This window comes from Acinetobacter sp. SwsAc6, assembly GCF_013391565.1.
In the GTDB taxonomy this organism is placed as follows: Bacteria; Pseudomonadota; Gammaproteobacteria; order Pseudomonadales; family Moraxellaceae; genus Acinetobacter; species Acinetobacter cumulans.
In genome coordinates this window covers 95,952-113,355 of sequence record NZ_JACAXE010000003.1, presented here as the reverse complement: position 1 = coordinate 113,355, position 17,404 = coordinate 95,952, and the positions used below count along the sequence as shown (strand labels likewise).

14 protein-coding genes and 1 riboswitch are annotated in these 17,404 nt (G+C 43.5%); of the genes, 1 reads left to right on the top strand and 13 read right to left on the bottom strand.

Annotated elements, in window-relative coordinates; all coding sequences use genetic code 11:
* Positions 1 to 12: 12 nt before the first annotated feature.
* The 8 genes from glmM to HYG93_RS03120 all read right to left on the bottom strand — a co-directional run bounded on the left by glmM (position 13) and on the right by HYG93_RS03120 (position 11,233).
* Positions 13 to 1,344 carry a phosphoglucosamine mutase gene (gene glmM / locus HYG93_RS03155; RefSeq protein ID WP_106984205.1) on the bottom strand — a complete coding sequence of 444 codons (1,332 nt, stop codon included), beginning with the start codon at positions 1,342 to 1,344 and terminating at the stop codon, positions 13 to 15.
* A 123-nt stretch (positions 1,345 to 1,467) separates the two neighbouring features.
* Positions 1,468 to 2,934, bottom strand: coding sequence for an IMP dehydrogenase (guaB, locus tag HYG93_RS03150; protein ID WP_106984204.1), 1,467 nt, complete (start codon positions 2,932 to 2,934; stop codon positions 1,468 to 1,470).
* Between the two features lie 229 nt (positions 2,935 to 3,163).
* Complete coding sequence (locus HYG93_RS03145) at positions 3,164 to 3,520, bottom strand: YkgJ family cysteine cluster protein (protein WP_106984203.1); 357 nt, start codon at positions 3,518 to 3,520, stop codon at positions 3,164 to 3,166.
* A gap of 99 nt (positions 3,521 to 3,619) precedes the next feature.
* Entirely contained in the window at positions 3,620 to 4,417 is a 798-nt protein-coding gene (locus tag HYG93_RS03140) for an MBL fold metallo-hydrolase (protein WP_120365493.1), read from the bottom strand.
* A 193-nt stretch (positions 4,418 to 4,610) separates the two neighbouring features.
* Positions 4,611 to 5,189 (bottom strand): TMEM165/GDT1 family protein, encoded by a 579-nt coding sequence (locus tag HYG93_RS03135; RefSeq protein WP_120365494.1) that lies wholly within the window; start codon positions 5,187 to 5,189, stop codon positions 4,611 to 4,613.
* Between the two features lie 74 nt (positions 5,190 to 5,263).
* Positions 5,264 to 5,402, bottom strand: a riboswitch (yybP-ykoY riboswitch).
* A 157-nt stretch (positions 5,403 to 5,559) separates the two neighbouring features.
* Complete coding sequence (locus HYG93_RS03130; RefSeq protein ID WP_120365495.1) at positions 5,560 to 7,515, bottom strand: 2-oxo acid dehydrogenase subunit E2; 1,956 nt, start codon at positions 7,513 to 7,515, stop codon at positions 5,560 to 5,562.
* Between the two features lie 2 nt (positions 7,516 to 7,517).
* On the bottom strand, positions 7,518 to 10,217 hold the full coding sequence (gene aceE, locus HYG93_RS03125) for a pyruvate dehydrogenase (acetyl-transferring), homodimeric type (RefSeq protein WP_120365496.1): 2,700 nt from the start codon (positions 10,215 to 10,217) through the stop codon (positions 7,518 to 7,520).
* A gap of 320 nt (positions 10,218 to 10,537) precedes the next feature.
* The gene (locus HYG93_RS03120; protein WP_117006573.1) at positions 10,538 to 11,233 is read right to left on the bottom strand and encodes a M23 family metallopeptidase; all 696 of its coding nucleotides are present in this window, start codon (positions 11,231 to 11,233) and stop codon (positions 10,538 to 10,540) included.
* Between the two features lie 106 nt (positions 11,234 to 11,339).
* Between HYG93_RS03120 and HYG93_RS03115 the strand changes: the two genes are divergently transcribed.
* Positions 11,340 to 11,780: a DciA family protein gene (locus HYG93_RS03115; RefSeq protein WP_117006572.1), complete on the top strand. Its 441-nt coding sequence runs from the start codon at positions 11,340 to 11,342 to the stop codon at positions 11,778 to 11,780.
* 97 nt (positions 11,781 to 11,877) lie between these two features.
* Here HYG93_RS03115 and lpxC read toward each other — a convergent pair whose 3' ends face one another.
* From lpxC to HYG93_RS03090, 5 genes are all read right to left on the bottom strand, one after another.
* Entirely contained in the window at positions 11,878 to 12,780 is a 903-nt protein-coding gene (lpxC, locus tag HYG93_RS03110; RefSeq protein ID WP_106984197.1) for a UDP-3-O-acyl-N-acetylglucosamine deacetylase, read from the bottom strand.
* A gap of 124 nt (positions 12,781 to 12,904) precedes the next feature.
* Positions 12,905 to 14,089: a cell division protein FtsZ gene (ftsZ, locus tag HYG93_RS03105; protein WP_106984196.1), complete on the bottom strand. Its 1,185-nt coding sequence runs from the start codon at positions 14,087 to 14,089 to the stop codon at positions 12,905 to 12,907.
* A gap of 158 nt (positions 14,090 to 14,247) precedes the next feature.
* The gene (gene ftsA / locus HYG93_RS03100; RefSeq protein WP_106984195.1) at positions 14,248 to 15,510 is read right to left on the bottom strand and encodes a cell division protein FtsA; all 1,263 of its coding nucleotides are present in this window, start codon (positions 15,508 to 15,510) and stop codon (positions 14,248 to 14,250) included.
* 68 nt (positions 15,511 to 15,578) lie between these two features.
* On the bottom strand, positions 15,579 to 16,433 hold the full coding sequence (locus HYG93_RS03095) for a cell division protein FtsQ/DivIB (RefSeq protein WP_106984194.1): 855 nt from the start codon (positions 16,431 to 16,433) through the stop codon (positions 15,579 to 15,581).
* 3 nt (positions 16,434 to 16,436) lie between these two features.
* A complete protein-coding gene (locus HYG93_RS03090) occupies positions 16,437 to 17,366 on the bottom strand; it encodes a D-alanine--D-alanine ligase (RefSeq protein WP_120364084.1) in 930 nt (309 codons plus the stop codon).
* Positions 17,367 to 17,404: the final 38 nt, after the last annotated feature.

Genomic DNA, 17,404 nt, shown 5'->3' with positions numbered 1-17,404 from the left:
TACAACTCCCAATTAGACAGCATTGGCACGAACAGCATCCGCCAAATGATTGGCCAAAGCTGTAACTTCTGCCAAGTCATCTCCTTCAACCATCACACGGATCACAGGTTCTGTACCTGATTTACGAATTAATAAACGACCACGGCCTTTCAATTGCGCTTCTGCTTTTTCAAATTCAGTGACTAAAGCAGGGACTGAGTATGGATCAAACATAGCCTCTAAACGCACATTGACCAACACATTCGGCAGGAGTTTAAAATCTGCAACCAATTCATCTAAAGCTTTTTGTTGCTCAACCATGACTGTTAAAACTTGCAGTGAAGCAATAATGGCATCGCCTGTGGTGCTCTTGTCTAAGGTTAAAATATGGCCCGATGGCTCGCCACCAATCGCCCAACCTTTTTCTTCTAAACCTTGTAATACATAGCGATCGCCTACTTTAGCACGTAGTAGTTCTACACCCGCTTTTTCAAGTGCCAGTTCAAGCGCCATATTGGACATTAAAGTACCGACTATACCTGCCGGTTTATGCTTCGCTTTGGTCGCAAGAATATACAGAATATGATCGCCTGTAATTTGCTGACCATGTTGATCTACCATAATTACACGGTCTGCATCGCCATCAAAAGCGATACCTACATCAGCTTTATACTGAACCACTGCTTGTTGTAAGCTTTCAGGATGCGTAGAGCCACAGCCTTCATTAATATTTAAACCATTCGGCTCATTATGTATAGCAATGACTTTGGCACCCAATTCACGATACACCGCAGGACCAACGTTATAAGCCGCACCATTGGCACAGTCCACAACGATTGTAAGATCATTCAAATCATAATGGTAAGGAAAGGAAGACTTACAAAATTCAATATAGCGACCCTGAGCATCGTCTACACGAACACTCTTACCTAAGTTTGCAATATCATCAATAATCAATTCTTTTTCTAATTCTTGATTAATTTCTTCCTGTAATGCATCTGGTAATTTTTTACCTTCGCTAGAAAAAAATTTAATTCCATTATCAAAGTACGGGTTATGTGAAGCTGAAATCACAATACCTAAGTTTGCATGCAATGCACGAGTCAAATGTGCAATTGCAGGTGTAGGCAATGGACCCAGTAAATGGACATATACACCTGCTGCATTTAAACCTGACTGTAAAGCAGACTCTAGAATATAGCCTGAAAGTCGCGGGTCTTTACCCATTACAACAACTGGTTTGGCTTTTTTACTATGGCGTTTGATGACTTTACCAGTGGCAAAACCTAATTTTAATGCAAATTCAGGGGTAATTGGCATCACACCAAATTTACCACGAATACCATCGGTACCAAAATAGCTCATGTATGTCTCACTTCTTAATGGGTGATTTGCATCATCCTTTTCATTACGAAATACTTTACACCAAAACAAAAAAAACCGTCAGTTGAATGACGGCTTTTTTACGCTACTGCTCAGACTAAAATATTAGCCTACACGGTAGTTCGGCGCTTCTTTCGTAATCGTTACATCATGCACATGAGATTCAGACATGCCTGCTGAAGTAATTTTTACAAACTTCGCATTTTGACGAAGATCTTCAATCACCGCAGAGCCTGTATAACCCATAGATGAACGTAAACCACCCATCATTTGATGCACAATATTACCCATAGGGCCTTTGTATGGTACGCGACCTTCAATACCTTCTGGTACTAACTTCTCTGCGCCTGCTTTAGCGTCTTGGAAGTAACGGTCAGCAGAACCTGTAGAGCCTGCCATTGCGCCCAATGAACCCATGCCACGGTAAGCTTTGTAGTAACGACCTTGGAAGAATTCAACTTCACCTGGTGCTTCTTCAGTACCTGCAAGTAAAGAACCCACCATAATCGTGCTTGCGCCCGCGCCAATCGCTTTCGCCATGTCGCCAGAGAAGCGAATACCGCCATCCGCGATCAATGGAATTTGATCTTTTAGTGCATTTGCAACAGAGTCGATTGCCGAAATTTGTGGCATACCAATACCAGCCACAATACGTGTTGTACAAATTGAACCAGGGCCAATACCAACTTTAACCGCATCTGCACCAGCATCAAGTAAAGCCAATGCAGCATCGCCAGTTGCAATGTTACCGCCAATGACTTGTACTTGTGGGTAGTTTGTTTTCACCCAACGTACGCGTTCGATTACACCTGCAGAATGACCATGCGCTGTATCAACAACAATGGCATCAACACCTGCTTCTACCAATGCTTCAACACGGCTTGGTGTTTCAGCGCCAGTACCAACTGCAGCGCCGACACGCAGACGACCGAGGTCATCTTTACAGCTATTTGGATAGCTTTCAGCTTTACGGAAGTCAGTTACCGTAATTAGGCCTTTAAGCTCATTGTATTCGCCAACAACCAATACTTTTTCAATACGGTGTTTTTGAAGCAATGCTTGAATATTTTCTTTAGATTCGCCTTCACGCACAGTCACTAAACGGTCTTGACCGGTCATGATGTTGCTTACAGGCTGTTCTAAGTTCGTCACAAAACGTGTATCACGACCAGTCACAATACCTACAACTTTGCCATCTTTTACAACAGGTACACCGCTGATGTTGTTGGCTTGTGTAATTGAGATAAGGTCACGAACAGATGTTTCTGGCGTTACAGTGATAGGATCCTTCACCATACCCGCTTCGAATTTTTTCACACGGCGTACTTCTGCAGCTTGGGCAGCAATATCCATGTTTTTGTGCAAAATACCAATACCACCGTTTTGCGCCATTGCAATTGCCATACGTGACTCAGTCACAGTATCCATAGCTGCTGAAACAAGAGGAATGTTTAAATTAATGCCACGAGTGAATCGTGTCTTTAATGAGACATCTTTTGGGAGGACAGTCGAGTAGGCAGGGAGTAATAAGACATCATCAAAAGTCAAAGCGTCTTGAACGATGGTCAACATAACAGTCTCACTGGTAATTTCCGTGCGCTATTATAAACAAAAATTTGCTTTTTATTCATGCCTATTTCAAGCAATGCAGATTTTTTTTGTCAAAAGTGACCATTAATTTTTTTATTATTCTCTCAAGCATTGATTTTATCTTGCTTTATTTCAAGGCACTTGCTTTTTAAACACTCAATTTTTTATGTTACAAAAGTGAAGCCCTTGCTTCACTCTTGTAGTCACTAATTTAACTCACTTGATCAAAATGCTCAGTAAGTGCTGGTTCCAGGGCAACCAAAGGAATTAAATTGTAAGCCCGACGTGCTTTATTACATTGCGCATCTGCAACCTGTACATCCTTACAAGATTCACTACGCTGGTTATACACCCCACAACTGACCTGCCGACCAATTTCACCTTCTAGAGCGATACAACGCGGTGAACTTTGATTGGTTCCGACCATACATGAATATACGGCCGTCACTGGCTCTGTATAGTGCTCAGGTAAGTTCAAACCCTCTGCCCAATAAAACGATACCCTAAAAAAGGCGCAACAGGCGCCACAGCTTAAACACGCATCCTGTGTTGGAACTTGAGACAACATTTTTTACTATTCTCGTCATCTAAAACATTTATTTTTGGACGAAAAATTTTAAAAAATGCTGATTTTCAACTCAATATTTTTCTTTGAATACCGCGTTCATTATTCTGGGCAAGTAAAGACGGTTTCATCCATTAAATCGATACCGCATTCCAGCGTTTCAATCCAATCCAAGAATTGATTGATTTGTGTTTTGCCTACAAATGGAGTGCCATGCTGCGGCACAATCATTTCCACATCCATCGTGCGCACCATTTGCACCCATAAGCGAATCACTTTGTTCGAGCACATATAGCGCTGATGGAAGCCTTTCATTTTTGGAATATGCGCGGCGAAATTTTCCAGCGGCTTCGATGCGTCTTCAACCATTGATGCGCCCATATCGCCCGAAAACAGAATTTTGGCAATCGGATCATAGAACTGGAAGTTGCCGACTGAATGCAGGAAGTGCGCAGGCACCGCGATAATTTTGCTTTCACCCAAGCTAATCACCTGACCATGGTCTGGTAATTCAATTAGACGATCTAACCAGTTGCCCTTCATACGATCGCTCATAAAAGAAGAGTTTAAATGTGGTAAGAAACGTGCCCACAGCTTTGATGCCACGATTTTGGCATCGGTATACACCAACCAACGTGGCATTGAGGTAATAATGTCTGGATCTTGATGCGATGCCATCACCAAATCTAAATTGGTCAACCGTGTGTACTTATTCAACTCCATAGTCAGGGGGACATAGGTCAAGTCACCCCCTGGATCAAGTACTGCAGCACGGCCATTATCAATGATCAGGAATTGGTTGGCCTGTACACCTTCACCTTTAACCAAACTGGTAAAGCTGATGCATTTATGGATGCCATTATCAAATAAGACCTGCGATGTAGTACGTTCAAAAGCCATACCAATTCCCCAAAATTTTCTTTTAAAAATTGAATTTATATATGTGTCTACGATATAGAGATTTAGTTAAAGTTACAACAAGCAAAACAGACTATATTGTCTGAAATATCAGTGAATTGAATCACATTTTTAAAGCAAAAATCCCGAGCTTAAAGCTCAGGATTTGCGTTAATAATCGCTTTAAATATTAATTTTAAAATAAATAATGCTGCGCCAAGGCTGCCACACCGATCACCAAGAACACCAGCGCGCCGATTTTATGAATTAAAGCAATCGGCAGTTTTTCCGCCAGCTTATTGCCGATAAACACTGCAGGCGCATTCACCAGCATAATGCCCAGTGTCGTACCCAAAGTCACCCAGCCGATACTGTCAAAACGGGCAGCCAAAGCCACGGTTGCAATTTGGGTCTTATCGCCAATTTCAGCCAAGAAGAACAAAACAAAGGTCGCGCCGAATACGCCGTATTTCTGCCATTTGTTAATGCTCTCAGATTCATCATCCAGTTCATCCGGAATCAGCATCCATGCAGCCATGGCAATAAAGCCCAAAGAGACAATCCACAGCAGGACTGTAGGGCTCAGCAACGTGGTAATCCATTGACCTAAAACCGCCGATACGCCGTGGTTCACCACAGTCGCTAGAAAAATCGCAATGAGAATAGGAACAGGCTTACGGAAACGCGCGGCCAGCAATAAGGCCAAAAGCTGGGTTTTGTCGCCCATTTCAGACAGAGCAACAACGGCAAGTGAGATAAAGAATGCGGTAAGCATGATGCGTTTCTCTGGCTAGCATAACAAATACCGATGACTCACCTCTCCTGCTAGCCAAATGTGCAGAGGGGTAAATCAAAGGTCTTGCCAACAGAGAAATGCTTTGAAGAAAGCAATTGGTTCTTTGCTATGATGACCATGCCCGTTTTAGAGCAAATATGTTGACCATCACCTGTTCGAGCTGAACAGCGGCTACTCCCCAATGAAGTACGCTTATCTTAAGCTGTGCGCAAAGAATTTTCAATCTTCCGCGCATTAAAATTGCGCATAAAAAACACCCTGCCGTAGCAAGGTGTGTTCATCTTTTTCAATCCCTCGCAGTCCCTACTTCCAACGAAGAAGTGCGATGTAGAAGGACTTAATTCATGCTTTAAATTAACAAGGTGCGAATGTCTTTAAGTAACTTGGTGAGTTTATTGGTAAAGCGTGCCGCATCTGCACCATTAATCACACGGTGGTCGTATGACAATGAAAGCGGAAGCATTAACTTGGGATCAAAACCTTGACCATTCCAAACTGGCTGCATCGTTGCAGGTGAAATACCCAAGATTGCCACTTGAGGCCAGTTCACCAGTGGTGTAAACGCAGTACCGCCAATTGCGCCTAGGCTCGAAATTGTGAAGTTTGCGCCCTGAAGATCTTTCGGAGAAAGTTTCTTATCACGCGCTTTTTGACCCAACTCACCCAATTCAACCGCAATTTGCTTAATCGATTTTTGATCAGGGTTACGCAGTACTGGCACAGTTAAACCATCCGGTGTTGCAACTGCAATACCCATGTGAATTTCATTACGCAACAATACTGATTTACCGTCATCGGCCAAGTGGCCTGCAAACTCACGCTCTTCTTTGAGCAGGTGTGCAACCGCTTTAATAATGAATGCCATAATGGTCAGGCTGATGCCGTCTTTCTTAAAGTTGCCTTTAAGATCATTACGCCAAGCTTCTAGCTCTGTAATATCCGCCAAGTCGAACTGCGTCACTTGTGGAATGTAGTTGTTTAACGACAACTGTGGAATCGACACTTGTTGTAACCGTGTCAATACTTTCTCTTCCACCCCACCAAAGGCATCAAAACTTGGCAGTTTTGGCAAGCCCGATACCTGAGCGACTGCTGCCACTGGTGCAGCTTGTGGCGCAGTTAAACGTGTTTTCACATAAGCAAACAAGTCTTCTTTCATTAAACGTTCATGTGGACCCGATGCTTTGACTTCTGCAAGGACTACACCCAATTCACGCGCAAGTTTACGAACAGCTGGGCCTGCATATACTTTGGCATTGGCAGCATTTTGCTCTTTGGTCAGCTTGTCTGATCCTTGAGCGACAGGTGCTTGAGCCACAGGTGCAACCGCTTTAGGTGCTTCCGTTTTAGCAGGCGCTGGTGTAGCAGCAGGTACTTTGGCTACAGGTGCAGGCGCCGCCTGACCTTCAGCCTCAATTGTCACTAAAGCAACACCTTCAGAAACGTTTTGGCCCAGCGCGACATGAATTGCTTTAATCACACCTGCAGTCGTGCTTGGCACTTCTACAGTCGCTTTATCCGATTCAACCACAATAATGCTTTGGTCTTTTTCAACTTTGTCGCCCACTGCAACCAAGATTTCCGCCACAACCGCTTTATCTACACCCAAGTCAGGCACTGCAACGTCTACGTCACCTGCTGGAGCTGATACAGTTTGAGACACAACTTCTGAAACCTCTGCAACAGGTGCAGGAGTAGCAGCAGGTTGCGGTGCAGCTTGAGCCGCTGGCGCTACAGATGAAGCAGACTTCACTTGCAGAATCACCACGCCTTCTTTCACGCTGTCGCCCACTTGAATGCTGATTGACTCAACCACGCCTGCAGCTGTGCTTGGCACTTCTACCGTCGCCTTGTCTGATTCAACCACCACAATGCTTTGATCAACTTCAATCGTGTCGCCTACAGCAACCAATATTTCACCCACAATGGCTTTTTCAACGCCAATGTCTGGCACCTGTACATCAACAGTTTGTGATGCAGCAGCAGGCGCTGCAACTGGAGCTACAGACTCAGCTTTTACTTCAGCAGCGGGTGCAGCTGCAGCCTGAGGCGCTTCTACAGCTGGCGCTGCAGTTTGACCTTCAGCTTCTAATTCAATCAGCACAGCACCTTCAGCAACTTGGTCGCCTTGATTCACTAAAATGCTTTTTACAACACCCGCTGAAGTGCTAGGCACTTCAACTGATGCTTTATCAGATTCCAAAAGCACAATGCTTTCGTCAACACTGATGGTATCGCCAACTTTTACCAAGATTTCAGCAACTGTCGCTTTATCTACACCAATATCAGGAGTGGTAATTTTCATACTTAGTTCTCCTCTTTGTAGTCAGCAACAGCATGAAGTTCTGGAGTCGCTTGCGGCGCCCATGCAACTGGACGGTCTGTATCCAACTCAAAACTCGAAATTGCATCTTTCACCAAGCGTGCATCCACTTCGCCTTCATCAGCCAATTTCTTCAATGTTGCAACCACAATGTGGGCAGCATCTACGCCAAAGTAGCTACGTAATTTTGCACGTGTGTCCGAACGGCCATAACCGTCTGTACCCAGCGCTACAAATGGGCGGTTGTCCGGCAGGTAAGCACGAATCTGTTCGCTGTAAGCACGCATGTGATCTGTTGCAGACACCACAATACCTTTGGTGCCACGCAATTGTTGAGACACCCATGATTCTTTCGCTTCTGCCATTGGGTGCAAGCGGTTGTATTCTTCAACCACCATACCATCACGCGCAAGCTCGTTAAAGCTCGTTGCACTCCATACATTTGAATGAATTTGGTATTCATCACGTAGAATTTGCGCAGCTTTAATCACTTCACGAAGAATCACACCAGAGCCCATCAACTGAACCGTCGCTTTTTCATCTTCTTCAAGTAAATACAAACCGCGTTTAATGCCTTCTTCCGCATTTGCAGGAATCGCAGGATGCTCGTAGTTTTCGTTCATCACCGTTAAGTAATAGAACACACGCTCTTGATTCACATACATGCGTTTTAAGCCGTCATGCACAATCACAGCCAATTCATAACCGAAACATGGATCGTATGAAATACAGTTTGGAATCGTATTAGCCAAGATATGCGAGTGACCATCTTGGTGTTGTAAACCTTCACCGTTCAAGGTCGTACGGCCCGCTGTTGCACCCAACAAGAAGCCTTGCGCCTGCGCATCACCTGCAGCCCATGCAATATCGCCAATTCGCTGGAAGCCGAACATCGAGTAGTACATGTACATTGGAATCATTGGCAAGTTATTGGTTGAATAACTGGTTGCCAAGGCAGCCCATGCACTCATTGCACCGGCTTCGTTAATCCCTTCCTGAAGCATGTGACCGTCTTTTGCTTCACGGTAATGCATCAACTGTTCTTGGTCTTCTGGGGTATATTTTTGACCATGTGCGGCATAAATACCCAACTGACGGAACATACCTTCTAAACCAAAAGTACGTGCTTCGTCTGGAACAATCGGAACGACACGGTCTTTAATGGCTTTTTCTTTTAATAGCGATGAGATCAAACGCACCATCAGCATGGTGGTCGATTGTTCTTTGCCTGCAGAACCTTTTAACACTGCATCAAATACAGAAAGCTCTGGAATCGCCAGCTGTTCGCTTTCTTTACGACGTGCTGGCAGGTAACCACCTAAAGCTTCACGGCGCGCTTTCATATATTTCAATTCAGGTGAATTTTCACTTGGGCGATAGAACGGCACTTCGTCCAACTGCTCATCGGTAAATGGCAGGTTAAAACGGTTACGAACGTATTTTAAAGATTCCAACTGCATTTTCTTGATTTGGTGCGTTTTATTCACCGCCTCAATTTCTTCAGACAAGCCGTAGCCTTTTACTGTCTTCGCAAGAATAACCGTTGGCTGACCATTGGCTTTCATTGCTTCTGCATAGGCTGCATATACTTTGTATGGATCATGACCGCCACGGTTCAGGTTATCGATGTCTTCATCGCTCAAGCCCTTCACCAGCTCTTCAGCTTCAGGATATTTACCAAAGAAATGTGCGCGAGTATAAGCACCACCCTTCACTTGGTAGCGTTGATAATCACCATCAACCGCTTCTTCCATTACCGCTTTTAAAGCACCGCTATCATCTTTTGCAAGCAGTGGATCCCAATGACGACCCCATACAACTTTAATTACACGCCAGCCCGCACCACGGAATAGAGACTCAAGCTCTTGAATGATTTTACCGTTACCACGTACAGGGCCATCTAGACGCTGTAAGTTACAGTTCACTACCCAAATCAGGTTGTCTAGCTTTTCACGACCCGCAAGCGAAATAGCACCCGTGCTTTCAGGCTCATCCATCTCGCCATCACCAAGGTACGCCCAAACTTTACGGTTTTCTTCTTTAATCAAACCACGGTTCATCAAGTACTTTTGAATGTGCGCTTGATAAATCGACATGATCGGGCCCAAGCCCATCGATACGGTAGGGAACTGCCAATAGTCAGGCATTAAGTATGGATGCGGGTAAGACGGTAAGCCAATGCCATCGACTTCACGACGGAAATTATTCAAATGTTCTTCAGTCAAACGACCTTCAAGGAAAGAACGCGCATAAATACCTGGTGCACAGTGACCTTGGTAATAAATCATGTCGCCGCCAAAGCTATCGCTGTTGGCACGGAAGAAGTGGTTAAAACCCACATCATATAAGGTTGCAGAAGATGCAAAGCTGGCCAAGTGACCACCTAAATCATCGCCCGTTTTATTCGCGCGAAGTACCATTGCCAATGCATTCCAGCGGATTAAAGCGCGGATACGGCGCTCCATATCCTGATCGCCTGGCATCGCTGGCTCTTCTTTCACAGAAATCGTATTTAAATAAGGAGTATTTAGGCGCTGAATAGGAACGTGTTTAGCGATTGCTTGCTGATACAGTTTTTCGAGCAAAAATGCCGCGCGCTCTGTGCCCATATGCTGTAAAACTGAGTCAAATGCTTCTTGCCATTCCTGGGTTTCTTGCGCATCAGTATCGCCGTAAAACGCCATAATTCACCTATTCTATAAGCCTAATGTAATGTTCTTATATGTATCATATTTAGGTCGGTGGCAGTTATGGTCGCAGCTGAATACGCTTTTCGACCACTATTTATAAAATAAATAATGACTGACGTTTTATTACACAAAAGCACAATAAAAAGCCAATTGCGCGCATTTTATATACAGTTTCTATTTGTTTTTAGTGATAGTGTGATCTTTAATCAGCTATAAAAACAAATACCACCGTGACACTTTGAATATATTATTCAAATGACAACAGTGGTATCTGTAAAAGAGGTTTTTCTATTTGGTGCGGTGTATGACCTAAATTATGGCAACATCGCTAAATATGTAGATGGGTTCTTACGCTGACCATCTTTAACAACTTCATAGTGCAAGTGAGGACCAGTACAACGTCCTGTACAACCCACATTAGCGATTAACTCACCCGCTTGTACACGATCACCTACACGCGCAACTAAACGAGATGCATGCGCATAACGGGTTAAATAGCCATTGCCGTGGTTGATTTCAACATACTGACCATAGCCTGTGCCCCAGCCCGATTTGGTCACAATACCTGGGCCTGTAGCATAAATTGGCGTACCACTTGGTGCAGATAAATCTAAACCAGAATGATTTTCAGCGCGACCACCCATAGTACGACCGCCAAAATCTGAGCTTACACGCTTCATATCAGGTAATGGATGCGACACCAACCATGAATATGCACCACCAGCACTCATAGAATTGTAAGAAGATTTATTGACACTGCTATTGCCATATTTCTTTGCAATTGTATCGTTATTTAATTCGATGCTTTTTTCACGCAATTGAACGTTTAATTTCGTTTCTGCTGGTAGGTCAATATCACTCGAGTCAGAATATGCACCTTGAGACAAAGTACGTGTGAGTTGCTCAAGACTGTCAGTGGATGAATCGTTTAACTGAACCAAATCTGCAAATGCTACTGAAGCTGCAGAAGTTGCCAGAGAAAAAGCCAATAAAATACGTCGCAAATGCATAAAAAACCTCTTTAACTGTTCTTAACTGAGTTCCTTGGTGATCTCTTCCTTGATATCTACCGAAAGGAGCGCATAAGATTAAGACATAACCATGAAGGAAATATGTATGTCTGAACCTGTCAACGTCTTTCAACAAACAAGAAAACACATAAAAACAGGAAACTTATCGTTTCTCTCAACGCAAGTTGCTGCTTGGCAGAAACTTACTAAAATCATCCAACCTGTCTTGCCCCAACCAGAACAATGGCAAGTGGTTTGTTATCAAAATGGGGTGCTTACTGTGACTGGTGAAAACCAAGCCTTGATTAGTCAATTGGCTTATCTTCAGCACCAATACATCAGTCAGCTTTCACAAATAGCGGAATTTAAAGATTTAAGCAAGATACAAGTTCGTTTAAGAGTTCCTTCTCAAACACCGCATGTCCCTGAAAAAATTTCCAGATCCCTTAACCCAGAAACACAGGAATTACTTCGCCATGCTGCCGACTTTGTGAGCGACCCTAAGCTTAGCCAAGCCATGATACGTTTGGCAAGCAATAAAAAGTAACCGCCATGCTCACGTACCATTCAAAGATTTTTAATTATGCGACACACATCACACTATTGGTTGTTATATCATAACATAATAACCTAAAGACAATGACTTAAGTCACAGTCACATATTGAATTGGGCAATCTTCTATGTCATTAAATGTTACAATTTCATAGCTGCTTGGATCATTTTGAACATTGCGCAACAACTGATTATTCAACGCATGACCCGATTTAAATGCATCATATTTACCAATAATTTGATGACCTAATAAATATAAATCACCGACTGCATCTAAAATTTTATGACGTACAAATTCATCCGAAAAACGTAAACCTTCTTCGTTAACTACGCCAGTTTCGTCCACCCCAATTGCATTTTCTAAACTTGCACCCAAGGCCAAATTATTGGCTTTGAGATAATCCAAATCCTTCATAAAACCAAAAGTACGGGCTTCACTAACCTCATAAACAAATGTTTCTGTTGAAAAATCAATGGATGCTGTTTGGAACTCTTTTTTAAAGGCTGGGTGATCAAAGTCGATCTCAAAGTTCAACTGAAAGCCATCATGCGGACTAAAGACTGCTTTTTTATCATCAATAAACGCTTCTACAGGTTTAAGAATTTTGATGAACTTTTTAGGTGCGTCTAATTCTGCAAGGCCACCTTGCATTAATAAATAAATAAAAGGACCTGCACTACCATCCATAATTGGGACTTCGGAAGCAGAGACTTCAATGAGCAAGTTATCAATCCCTAAACCCGCAATCGCACTCATGATATGTTCAACTGTGCCGACTTTGGCCTCACCTTGAACTAAGTTTGAGCACATAAATGCTTCTTGAATCAGCATCGCATCTGCAGGAATATCAACAGGTGGATTTAAATCAATACGACGAAATACGATGCCACCATCTGCATGATGAGGCACGAAATTAATCATCACTTTTTGCCCGCTATGCAGACCGATTCCACTTGCCTTTACTACACGCTGCAGGGTTCGCTGTTTCAACATGCTCTTATTCATCAGTACACAAAACCGCTATACGTTAGCATATTTAGCCATTGATAAAAAATAAAAAAGGCAACATTACTGTTGCCCTTTCTTGTTTATTTGTTAAAAATCAAAACACTATAAATTATTTACGTTGCTGATTTTTCAAATAATCTTGGATGCTCATTGGCGTTGGACGCGGACTAGAGACTGCTGGCGCAGGGCTTGCCACTTCGGCTTGCTGGCGTTGAATTGCAGGAACATCGTCTTCATCTACAGCAGCTTGAGTCGCAGTTGCAGGACGTGTTGCTTGCACAGTCGTTGGGCGTTTCGTTGGTTCGGCAGAATCTGCTGAATTACGTGTTAAACCAGTCGCAATCACTGTTACGCTGATTTCGTCACGTGCATCAGGATCAAATACTGTACCGTAGAATACTTGACCTTCATCAAGGTCAACAATTTGGTTTACGACATCGGTAATTTCTTCAATTTCACCGAAAGTAACGTCATCACCACCAGTGACGTTAATCAAGATACCTTTGGCGTTCATGATCGTCACGTTATCCAGTAATGGACTACGAATTGCTTGCTCAGCAGCTTGGCGTGCACGGTTTTCGCCACGACCAGAACCTGCACCCATCATCGCATAACCACGTGTGCTCATCGCAGTTTTCAAATCGGCGAAGTCAAGGTTAATATGGCCCGGACGTACCACTAAATCAAAGATACTGCGCACCGCGTTTAACAATACATCATCTGCTTTTTTATAAGCATCTTTCATTGAGATATCACGGAATACTTTTAACAAACGTTGGTTCGGAATGATAATTAATGAATCTACATGTGCTTCTAAAGCTTCAATGCCTTTTTCTGCAGACTGCTGACGGCGCTTGCCTTCAAAATTAAATGGCGTAGTTACTACACCTACAGTCAAAATACCCATTTCTTTGGCAATTTCTGCAACTACTGGCGCAGCGCCTGTACCTGTACCGCCACCCATACCCGCAGTGACAAACACCATATCGGTGCCTTCTAAATGCTGACGAATCAACTCACGGCTTTCTTCTGCTGCAGCCTGACCCACTTGAGGATTTGCACCTGCACCTAAACCACGCGTACCTTGCTCACCCAATTGGATTTTAAACTGAGCGTTCATACGATCTAATGCTTGTTTGTCTGTATTTGCACAAACAAATTTCACACCTTGAATATCAGATTCAAGCATGTGCTGCACTGCATTACCACCAGCACCGCCTACACCAAATACAGTGAAACGGGCTTGACCATTGCTATCGCTTTGATCATCTTCAAAAAATTCAAATGAGGCCATGACCTATAAAATTCCTAATCTATAATGGCAGTCACTTCAGCCCGTATACTGCCTTGATCTTAATAAAAATTGTTTTTAAGAATGCTGTCCCTGTCTCGGCTTGTCAAGTACAAGCGATCATCCGTACAACTTCTTAACAATATTCCCAAATTTTTCAACTAAAAAATTGATTTCAGTGTTTCATTGAAACCAGACCATGCACGTTTGAAACGCTTCATCACAGTGAGTTTTTCTGAATCATCTGGCTCTACAATCGTGTCCTGCGTTTCACTTTGGCTAAACATCAACAAACCTGATGCTGTGGCATATTGTGAACGACGCAATGCCGCTTGATTTTGTTCATCCGCGTTGACTTGCGTAGGCGGATTACCCAAATGAGCCGAAACACCTAAAGTTTTACGAGAGAAACTAATCATACCCTCAATTTGACTTGCATCACCCGTTAATACAACACCATGATACAACCCTTGTAAGGCACCATTTCCTTCTAATACTTGACGCACTTGACCCAAAATTTCGTCATAACGCGCAATAATAATTTCAGTTAACTCAATACGACTAATGGTTTGTGGACCATCAATCCCTTGGAACTGAATCATGTGTTCTGGCTTCACCACTTTCAGATCCACACAGCCATAGAGCAATTTAATGCGCTCTGCTTCTTCTGTCGTGGTTTGTAATACTGCAGCAATATCACGCGTGACATGCTCACCACCGCGTTGCAAGGTATGCGTCATGGCCAAACGACCATCAAGATAAACCGCAATATTGGTTGTACCTGCCCCAATGTCGAGTAGGCACACACCATATTCACGCTCATCTTTCAGTAAGCTTGCTTCTGCCGTTGCTAAAGCAGAGACCACCATCTTCTCGACGCCAATATTGGCACCTTTTAATGCGCGGTCTAAATTCTGCATGGTGCTAATCGGAAGCATCATTAAATGATAATGGCCAGTCATACTGTGCGCAGACATACGAATAGGATTGAGCACCCATTCTGACTCGTCGTCTAGCTCAAATCCTAAAGGTACAGCACTCACCAAATAGTGATCTGAAGTTTGGTGGCTGGCTTTGGCGAGTTCTAACGCACGCACCACTTCACTTGTTGTAATCGTATGTTCACTATTTTCTACAGGCGTACGACCTGAAGCATAAAAACTTTTCATCTCTGCACTAGGAATAGAAATCCAGGCTGAATGCACACGGCACTCCGCCATATCCTCTGCTTCCTGCACAGCATTTTTAATTGCGGTGATGACTTTATCGAGACTGACAATTTTTCCCTTATTCATGCCTCGGTTACGTGCGGTCGCCATCCCGATCACTTGGATATTGTCTGGCGCATGTACCTTACCAATCAAAACTGAAACTTTGTGTGTCCCAATGTCAATCGCAACAACCGAGGGAACAGCTTCACTCATTATTTACTACTACCATTCACGTATTGGTTTAATTTATGGCACGAAGCCTCTATTTGCAAAGCGCCTCATTATGGCGTTGCTATTCTTCCATCTGCAATGCTTAAGTCACTACTGGTTACAAGAAAGTGACCATTTACTATCTTAGGCGCAGTTGCATTCTTCCATTGAATTGCAAGTCCATTACGATAGCGCAAGTCAATTGCTGAGATATTCGACCAAACTGGCTTTAAGTCAGTATGAGCCAAATGACTCAAGCGTTGCAGCTTACTCATGGTTTGATCCTGATCGACGATAATTCGTAAACCTGAATCAAACTGCATAAACCAAGTCATGCGCTCCGTTAAATATAGTTCTTTTAAACGAATGCCGACTGGCAGGAATAATTGGTTAATTTCGTTGTAGCGACGCATCATCATTTTTGAATGACTGACAGGTCCGTGTAGTAGTGGCAAATTTTGATTTTTAATTGGCGCAACTTCTACAAACACATCTCCGCTATCACTCAATAAGCGACCTGTACCCCAACGTGCAATTGCATGTCGTGGCATGACACGTACTCGAATCGCATTCGGCCAAGCACGTGACACTACAACACGATCGACCCAAGAAACTTCTAAGGCGCGATCTCTGATTGTTTCCAAATCCGACGTAAAATAATTTTCGGTGACTGTGGGTGATACGTATTGCATCACCTGCTGACGCTCAGCATCTGAACGGGCACCAACGACATCCAGTTCAGCTACTTTTGCATCCGTCATCACACGATATAAGCCCAACATCCCAAGTGCCAAGACCACGATTGCCACGCATAGCAACAACCAACCACCCGCATTGGCAAGTTTTTCCTTGCGCGTCGGTGGCTTGTCATGAATCGAGGTCACCGCCGCTTTTTTACGGCGCATGGATGCAGGAAGTTGAGCCATAATTTAGTGAGCCGTACCAGTTAAGGTTTGCTCTAAAATTGCCACACACAGTGCATCAAAATCAATGCCGATCGCTTGTGCTGCTTTAGGAACCAATGAATGACTGGTCATGCCTGGTACTGTATTGACTTCGAGCAACCAGAAATTACCTGCTTCATCTTGCATAGCATCAATGCGACCCCAGCCACTTGCACCTACCGCTTGGAAAGCACGCAAGCATAAAGCCTGTAAACTTTTTTCTTCATCTGCAGTCAAACCACACGGAATACCATATTGCACATCATTACGATTGTATTTTGCTTCGTAATCATAGAATGCAACGTCTTCAGGAGGCTGCAAACGAATAACTGGTAAAGCCTGACCATTTAAAATCACAATGGTAAACTCACGACCTGTAATCCATTTTTCAGCCATTACCACAGCATCATGTACGGTTGCTTTTGCAATTGCTTCAGCAAAGTCTTCGATTTTTTCGACTTTGCTCATACCAATACTTGAGCCTTCATGTACTGGCTTAATAATAAACGGCAGACCAATGCTGTCTACAATCTCATTTAAATCCGAATCTTTGCTCACAATACGGTACGGCGCTGTTGGTAGTTCTGAACCTTGCCAAACCTGTTTGGTTTTTACTTTGTCCATACCAATTGCAGAACCCTGAACACCTGTACCTGTATAAGGGATATTCAACCACTCCAACGCACCTTGGATTTGACCGTCCTCACCACCACGACCATGCAAAACAATAAATGCACGATCAAAGCCTTTGAGCTCAGTAATACTACGTTGTTGCGGGTCAAATGCTTCAGCATTTACGCCTGAACGGCATAATGCCTCAAGTACCGCTGTACCGCTATCTAGAGAAACCTCACGCTCAGCAGACTTTCCACCAAGCAACACGGCAACTTTGCCGAACTTTGAAGCATTTGACACGTTTATATCCTTAAACTTTTATAACTGGCCGATCAAAT